Source organism: Marinobacter sp. OP 3.4, from assembly GCF_036224885.1.
Taxonomy (GTDB): domain Bacteria; phylum Pseudomonadota; class Gammaproteobacteria; order Pseudomonadales; family Oleiphilaceae; genus Marinobacter.
Genome location: NZ_JAVVLT010000050.1, coordinates 1 through 6,684, shown reverse-complemented (window position 1 = coordinate 6,684; position 6,684 = coordinate 1). Strand labels below are relative to the sequence as shown.

General features: G+C 61.7%; 3 protein-coding genes. All 3 read left to right on the top strand.

Annotation, left to right across the window (positions count from 1 at the left end; translation table 11 throughout):
- The coding region (locus tag RO069_RS09030; RefSeq protein ID WP_328186867.1) for an SPOR domain-containing protein at positions 1 to 371 on the top strand (371 nt) is incomplete at its 5' end.
- A gap of 245 nt (positions 372 to 616) precedes the next feature.
- Positions 617 to 5,068, top strand: coding sequence for a glutamate synthase large subunit (gene gltB / locus RO069_RS09025; protein WP_328186865.1), 4,452 nt, complete (start codon positions 617 to 619; stop codon positions 5,066 to 5,068).
- Positions 5,069 to 5,154: 86 nt separating this feature from the next.
- Positions 5,155 to 6,573: an FAD-dependent oxidoreductase gene (locus RO069_RS09020; RefSeq protein WP_328186869.1), complete on the top strand. Its 1,419-nt coding sequence runs from the start codon at positions 5,155 to 5,157 to the stop codon at positions 6,571 to 6,573.
- Positions 6,574 to 6,684: the final 111 nt, after the last annotated feature.

Genomic DNA, 6,684 nt, shown 5'->3' with positions numbered 1-6,684 from the left:
CAGAGCCAGAGCCAGAGCCAGAGCCAGAGCCAGAGCCAGAGCCAGAGCCAGAGCCCAGCGCCGAACAGACTCAGTCTTTTGTGGCATCCATGCCGGAACGATTCGTGCCCAGGGACGAGGTCCATGCCACAGCAGGCTATACGACCCAACTGGTGGCGGGTTACGAAGAGCAGACAGCCACGACATTCATTCGCCGGTATCCGGAACTTCCGGGGCTGCGTTACACTCGAAGTCAGAGAAACGGGCGAAACTGGTTTGTTGTCTATCTCGGCCAGTTCGACAGTCGGGAGGCAGCGCGGGCTTCCATCGCGGATCTGCCGTCATCGATACGCTCCCAGCAGCCCTGGATCAGGGCCCGGGGAGAGATCTGAAAGGCGCCGCGAGCGCCTTTTTTTATGATGTGAAGTTGCCCGATGATGAATGGCGCTCCAGCGGTAGCTGCCTGACTTGACTCGTGAATTGCCCATAGCGCGCGCGAGGTTGGCACTATATTTGTTTGTATAGGTATTTCCACGAGTGTAAAATAGCCAGCCCTTTTTTTCAGTGTCAGCGGAAGGGTAGGTTAGATGCGCACCTAAATCGCTGACAGAAAAGCATTTTATGCGAGAGAACGCTTATGATGACAGGTTTGTATCATCCCGATGAATTCAGGGACAACTGCGGCTTTGGTCTGATCGCGCACATGAAGGGCGAGGCCAGCCACAAGTTGTTGCAAACTGCCATCGAGTCGCTGACCTGCATGACCCACCGTGGTGGCATCGCAGCAGACGGCAAGACCGGTGATGGATGTGGCCTTCTCATCCAGAGCCCCGATGGTTTCCTTCGCAAGGCGGCACAGGCCGCCTTTGGCAAACAGCCCGGCAATCTCTTTGCGGTGGGCCAGATCTTTCTCAGCCCGGAAGAGGCCCGGGCTGAGGCCGGCCGTAAGGCCATCGAGCAGCGGTTGAGCGACCGCGGCCTGGACATCCTGGGCTGGCGCAAGGTACCCACGGATCCGTCCTGTCTGGGCCCCATGGCCCAGGACTGCCTGCCGTGGATCGAGCAGGTGTTTGTGGTACCGGGTAAAGAGCAGAACGAGCGGCAGTTCGCCATCGACCTGTTCGTTGGCCGTCGTCTGGCCGAGCGTGACATGGCGGAGGACGAAGAGTTCTACATCTGCAGCCTGTCCCACAAGACCCTGTCCTACAAGGGCCTGATGATGCCGGCGGACCTGACCCGGTTCTATCCGGATCTTGGTGATCCGGACCTGGAGACCGCAATCTGTGTCTTCCACCAGCGTTTCTCCACCAATACCATGCCCAAGTGGCCCCTGGCCCAGCCGTTCCGTTACCTGGCCCATAATGGCGAGATCAACACCATTTCCGGTAACCGTAACTGGGCGCTGGCCCGTGCCGCCAAGTTCGAGGCCCCCGATCTGCCTGACCTGCAGACCCTGCAGCCCCTGGTGAACCTCACCGGTTCCGACTCATCCACCATGGATAACATGCTGGAAGTGTTGCTGGCCGGTGGTGTGGACCTGTTCCGGGCCGCGCGGATGATGATCCCGCCGGCCTGGCAGAACGTGGACACCATGGACTCGGAACTGCGGGCCTTCTACGAATACAACTCCATGCACATGGAGCCCTGGGATGGTCCGGCGGGGCTGGTGCTGTCCGATGGCCGCCATGCCGTCTGCATGCTGGACCGCAATGGTCTGCGTCCGGCGCGCTGGGTCATCACCAAGGACGACTTCATCACCCTGGCGTCCGAGATCGGCACCTACAGTTACAAGCCCGAGGATGTCGTGGCCAAGGGCCGTGTCGGTCCGGGCCAGATGCTGGCGGTGGACACCGAGAGCGGCGAGGTGCTGCACACCCGGGATATCGACCAGCGCCTGAAGAGTGCCCAGCCTTACAAGAAATGGCTGCGTGAGAACGGCCTGCGGGTGGAGTCCACCCTGAATGCCGCCACGCCGGAATTCAGGCTGATGGACAATGACGAGCTCCAGGTGCATCAGAAGATGTACATGGTCACCTATGAAGAGCGTGACCAGGTGCTGCGTCCGCTGGCGGAAAACGGCCAGGAAGCCGTCGGTTCCATGGGCGACGACACTCCCATGGCGGTACTGTCCAGTAAGGTTCGCCATGTTGCCGACTACTTCCGTCAGAAGTTCGCCCAGGTCACCAACCCGGCCATTGATCCGCTGCGTGAGGCCGTGGTCATGTCCCTGGAGACCTGCCTCGGCGCCGAGCAGAACGTGTTCGAGGAGACTGCTGGCCACGCCAACCGGATCATCCTGACCACGCCCGTGCTGTCGCCGGCCAAGTTCCTGCGCATCGAAGGCAATGACCGGCCAGGCTTTGAGGTGGCCAAGATCCGCCTGAGTTACACGCCGGAGCGGGGACTGGAAAACGGCGTCCGTGATATTTGCGAGGCGTCCGAAAAGGCCGTCCGTGATGGCAAGGTGCTGTTGATCCTGTCGGACAAGGACCTCAAGGAAGGCGAACTGCCGGTCAACAGCCTGATGGCCACCGGCGCGGTCCACCATTACCTGGTGGAGAAAGGGCTGCGCTGCGACTCCAACATCATCGTGGAGACCGGCTGGGCCCGTGATCCCCACCATTTCGCGGTGCTGTTCGGCTTTGGCGCCACCGCGGTCTATCCGTACCTCGCCTACCAGGTGATCAATGACCTGATCCGTACCGGCGAGATGCTGATGGACCCCATCGACGCCAAGAACAACTACCGCAAGGGCATCAACAAGGGCCTGCTCAAGATCCTGTCCAAGATGGGGATCTCCACCATCACCTCCTACCGGGGGGCCCAGCTGTTTGAGGCAGTGGGTGTTGCCGATGACGTGGTGGACCTGTGTTTCAAGGGCGTGCCCAGCCGTATCCAGGGGGCGACCTTCTTTGATTTCCAGCAGGACCAGGAGCAACTGGCGGCTACGGCCTGGAAGCGTCGCAAGTCGATCACCCAGGGCGGCCTGCTCAAGTACGTTCATGGTCAGGAATACCATGCCTTCAACCCGGATGTGGTGAGCACCCTGCAGGATGCGGTCACCAGTGGAGACTACGGGCAATACCAGGAATACGCTGGCCTGGTGAACAGCCGTCCGGTGTCCACACTTCGCGACCTGCTGGCCTTCCGCAAGGACATTGACCCGGTGGACATCACCGAAGTGGAGCCGGTGGAGAACATCTTCCCGCGCTTTGACTCGGCGGCCATGTCCCTCGGCGCCCTGTCGCCGGAGGCCCACGAAGCCCTGGCGGTTGCCATGAACACTCTCGGTGGTCGGTCCAACTCCGGCGAGGGCGGCGAAGACCCGGCCCGCTACGGCACTGAGAAGCGCTCCAAGATCAAGCAGGTGGCGTCCGGCCGTTTTGGCGTCACTGCGGAGTACCTGCGCAGCGCCGACGTCATGCAGATCAAGGTGGCCCAGGGCGCCAAGCCAGGTGAGGGCGGCCAGCTGCCCGGCGGCAAGGTCAATGCCCTGATCGCGCGGCTGCGTTACTCGGTGCCAGGCGTCACCCTGATTTCGCCACCGCCGCACCACGACATCTACTCCATCGAGGATCTGGCGCAGTTGATCTTTGACCTCAAGCAGGTCAACCCGAGGGCGCTGGTGTCGGTGAAGCTGGTCTCCGAGCCGGGTGTCGGCACCATCGCTGCCGGTGTGGCCAAGGCCTACGCCGACCTGATCACCGTGTCAGGCTATGACGGCGGCACCGCCGCCAGCCCGCTGACGTCCATCCGCTACGCCGGTTCCCCCTGGGAGCTGGGCCTGAGCGAGACCCAGCAGGCGCTGCGGGCCAACGACCTACGGGGCAAGATCCGCCTGCAGACCGATGGTGGTATCAAGACCGGCCTGGATGTGGTCAAGGCCGCCATCCTGGGGGCTGAGAGCTTCGGCTTTGGCACCACGCCAATGGTCGCCCTGGGCTGCAAGTACCTGCGGATCTGTCACCTGAACAACTGTGCCACCGGTGTTGCCACCCAGGATGACCACCTGCGGGAAGAGCACTTCAAGGGCACGGTGGAGATGGCCATGAACTTCTTCCGCTTCGTGGCGGAGGAAACCCGGGAATGGATGGCGAAACTGGGTGTTCGCACCCTGGAGGAACTGGTGGGGCGTGTTGACCTGCTCGAACGCCTGCCGGGCGACACCGAGCGCCAGAAGCGCCTGGATCTGAGTCACCTGTTGCATAACGACCATATTCCGGCGGACAAGCCCCAGACCTGCCAGGTGGAGCGCAACCACCCGTTTGACGAAGGGGCCCTGGCGGAGCGTATGGTGTCGGAAACCGCCGACGCCATCGCGGACAAGAAAGGCGGCACCTGGGACTTCACGGTCACCAACTGCGACCGCTCCATCGGTGCCCGCCTGTCCGGCGAGATTGCCCAGGCCCATGGTAACCAGGGCATGGTGGACAGCCCCGTCGTGCTCAATCTGACCGGTACCGCCGGCCAGAGTTTCGGTGTCTGGAACGTGGGTGGCCTGCACATGCACCTGGAAGGGGATGCCAACGACTACGTGGGCAAGGGCATGACTGGCGGCAAGCTGGTGGTTCGTCCGCCCCGGGTCAGCAGCTTCAAGTCCCAGGAAACCGCCATTGTCGGCAACACCTGTCTGTACGGTGCCACCGGCGGCAAGCTGTTCGCGGCCGGAACCGCCGGTGAGCGCTTTGGCGTCCGTAACTCCGGGGCCCACGCCGTGGTTGAGGGTGCCGGTGATCACTGTTGTGAATACATGACCGGTGGCCTGGTGGCCGTACTTGGCAGTACAGGATACAACTTCGGGGCCGGCATGACGGGCGGCTTTGCCTATGTGCTGGACCAGGACAACACCTTCGTGGACAAGTACAACCATGAACTGGTGGAGATCCAGCGGATATCCAGCGAGGACATGGAGCCCTACCGGAATCACCTGCGCGGTGTGATCACCGAGCATGTGGATGAAACCGGCAGTGAGTGGGCCCGCCATATCCTTGAAAATTTCGACGACTACGTTGGCCGTTTCTGGCTGGTGAAGCCCAAGGCCGCCAGTCTCAAGAGCCTATTGGCCAGCACCCGGGCGCGACCGGAGTAAAAGGTCCGTCCGAATGACCGTAGTCAGTGGCCGCCCCTGCCCAGCGGGGGCGAGCCCGTCGAGATCACGATGATGAGAGCGTCATGATGAAAGAACGACTGAACAACGATTTCCAGTTTGTTGAGGTAGGCCGAGTCGACCCGAAGAAGGTGCCCGCCAGCAAACGTCGCAAAAACTTCGGCGAGATCTATTACCAGTTCGAGCCGGCGGATGCCAGCAGCCAGTCGCACCGGTGCCTGGAATGCGGCAACCCCTATTGCGAGTGGAAGTGCCCGGTTCACAACTACATTCCCAACTGGCTGAAGCTGGTCTCCGAAGGCAACATCATGCGGGCCGTGGAGCTGTGTCACCAGACCAACTCCCTGCCGGAAGTCTGTGGTCGTGTGTGCCCCCAGGACCGTCTCTGTGAAGGCGCCTGCACCCTGAACGATGGCTACGGGGCGGTGACCATCGGCTCGGTGGAGAAGTACATCACCGATACCGCCTTTGCCCTGGGCTGGAAGCCGGACATGACCGGTGTCAAATGGACCGACAAGAAGGTCGCCGTTATCGGCGCCGGGCCCGCGGGTCTTGGCTGCGCGGATATCCTTGTGCGCAATGGCGTCAAGCCGGTGGTATTCGACCGGTATCCGGAAATTGGCGGCCTGCTGACCTTCGGTATCCCCGAGTTCAAGCTGGAAAAGACCGTCATGACCCGTCGCCGTCAGGTGTTCGAGGAAATGGGCGTGGAGTTCCGCCTGGAGACCGAGGTGGGCAAGGATGTCCAGTTGCAGGACATCATCAACGACTACGATGCGGTCTTCATGGGCATGGGCACCTACACCTACATGAAGGGCGGTTTCCCCGGTGAAGAGCTGGACGGTGTCCATGACGCGCTGCCATTCCTGGTGTCCAATGTGAACCGTCGTCTCGGATTCGAAAGTGATTCTGGCGATTTCATCGACATGAAGGGCAAGCGTGTCGTGGTACTTGGTGGTGGCGACACCGCCATGGACTGCAACCGTACTTCCATCCGTCAGCAGGCGGCCAGCGTGACCTGTGCGTATCGCCGTGACGAGGAAAACATGCCCGGTTCCCGCCGCGAGGTGGCGAACGCCAAGGAGGAGGGCGTCAAGTTCCTCTTCAACCGTCAGCCCATCGCGATTATCGGCGAAGACCGGGTTGAGGGCGTCAAGGTGGTTCAGACCAAGCTCGGCGAGCCGGACGAGAATGGCCGCCGTCGCCCTGAAGTGGTGCCGGGCAGTGAGGAAGTCATTCCGGCAGATGCCGTGTTGGTTGCCTTCGGGTTCCGCCCGAGCCCGGCTGACTGGTTCGATGAGCTGAAGGTGAGCACCGATGACTCAGGCCGTGTAAGCGCGCCTGAAGAAGCAGAGTTTGCCTTTCAGACCACCAATCCGAAGATCTTCGCCGGTGGCGACATGGTGCGTGGCTCCGATCTGGTGGTGACCGCGATCTGGGAAGGCCGCGAGGCGGCTGAAGGCATCCTCGACTACCTGGATGTCTGATCGGATTGTAATCTGATGCGTATCAAGAGGGCGGTACCGTTCCACGGGCCGCCCTTTTTTTTATTGTGCGCCAGGCATGGCGCGTAGCGCCTTGACGGCGCTGTTCCGGTG